Consider the following 1,741-nt stretch of genomic DNA (forward strand, 5'->3'; position numbering starts at 1 on the left):
AAATATCAAGAATATTTTGAAGCGATCATTCCTTTTTCCGTCAATAAAAAGGTAGGGAAAAAACAACTTCTTGATGAGATATGCAAGCATTTACCAACATCTCCTTTTCTCTATGACCCTGAGATCCTTACAACAGAACATATAAGGGACATCTATAAAGAATTGATCCGTGAGTCTATTTTTGAGAATCTTAGTGATGAAATACCGTATGAGAGTGATGTAACCATAGACAAGATAGAAGAGGGTGATACTATAGATAAAGTGCATGCGACTATCGTTGTTGAAAAAGAGACACAAAAAGGTATGATCGTTGGACAAAAAGGTGCAGGGATCAAGCGTGTGGGGAAACTTGCACGTGAACAGATGGAACTCTTTTCAGGTAAAAAAATATTCTTAGATCTTCATGTATCGGTGAAAAAAGGGTGGAGTAAAAATAAAGATAGTTTAGAAGAGTTCGGTTATATTATTTAAAATCTTCTATAAACTTGAGAAAAGAATGCTTTTCATAGACACAATAAACGGCCTATATATAGGTGCTTTCTGTTAAATTAAAGATCAATAATTAAAAAAAGTTATATTTTTAGAAAGTTTTACATTTTGTAAGATTGTTTTAATATTATAACATATATAATTGGTCAACAAGGAAGGAAGTTTAAAATGTTTTTGAAAAAAAATTCATCAGAATCGACTGTAAAAAATGTTGTTACGCTCAATGCATATACAGGTAAAAGTTATGCATTTAAAAATGATTTATTTAAACCTTTAGATAAACTCACTTACAATACTTCAAACTTTATTGCATCGTATGTGACTAATAAAGATATTATTAGCACAACTGTACATATAAGTAGAAATATTCCAGAAGAAGATATTGCCGATATTATTGATATCAAAGCGTATGAAGAGCTAGGTCTGGATCAGGCCAGTACTTATACCATATCTTCAGTTGAGGTTGAAAGTTCAGGAGAAGAGAGGGAATACCATATCTTTGTGGCTGAACCCGAATCTCTTGATGAGATCTATCTTCCTATAAAAGAGGAAACCAAATATATAGATCTTATTGTTCCTGCACCTCTTCTTTACAAGGCACTTTATAAAAAAGAGATACTGCAAGACAATAAAGCACATTGTTTTGTTTACTTCACGCAAAATGATGCTTTTGTTACGATCTATCAAAATGGTCAGTATCTTTATTCGAAATCATTAGAGTTCTCTTTAGAACAAATTTATGATAAATATTGTGAGTCCATAGGTGAAAAAGTGGATGAAAAAGAGTTTTATACCGTTCTAGAATCAGAAGGTCTTAAAACAACAAATAGTGACTATCAACAAAACTTTATGAAAATTTTTGCCGAAGTCTTTATCACCATAAATGATATTATCATTTATGCAAAGAGGGCCTTTGAACTAGATAGTATTGATCAAATGTTTATAGGAAGTGAAAAAGGTCCTATTATCGGGTTAGATGATTATAGTCAGAACTATTTAGGCTTGCACTCATCAGATTTTAATTTTAACTATAATGTATCAAGTGATGAATGGTATACAGATCAATTACAATATTTGATGCTTTTAAGTTCATTTGATTATATGGAAGACGAGTCTTCTTTAGTTAACTTATCTACGTATCCACGAGCACCATCTTTTGTTAATAGAGCAAGTGGTCAGTTCATTATTTCAAGCGCTGCAGCTATTACTCTGAGTTTGGCATATCCTTTGGTCTACCTGGTAGGTTCGTATG

General features: G+C 31.8%; 2 protein-coding genes. Both read left to right on the forward strand.

The window, feature by feature from the left end:
• On the forward strand, positions 1-471 hold a 471-nt coding region (locus VLM92_RS07765), incomplete at its 5' end, for a KH domain-containing protein (RefSeq protein ID WP_325275767.1).
• 186 nt (positions 472-657) lie between these two features.
• Positions 658-1,741, forward strand: a 1,084-nt coding sequence (locus VLM92_RS07770) for a hypothetical protein (RefSeq protein WP_325275768.1), incomplete at its 3' end; no start/stop codon positions are given.

It is taken from the genome of Romboutsia sp. (genome assembly GCF_035470145.1).
In the GTDB taxonomy this organism is placed as follows: Bacteria; Bacillota; Clostridia; order Peptostreptococcales; family Peptostreptococcaceae; genus Romboutsia_D.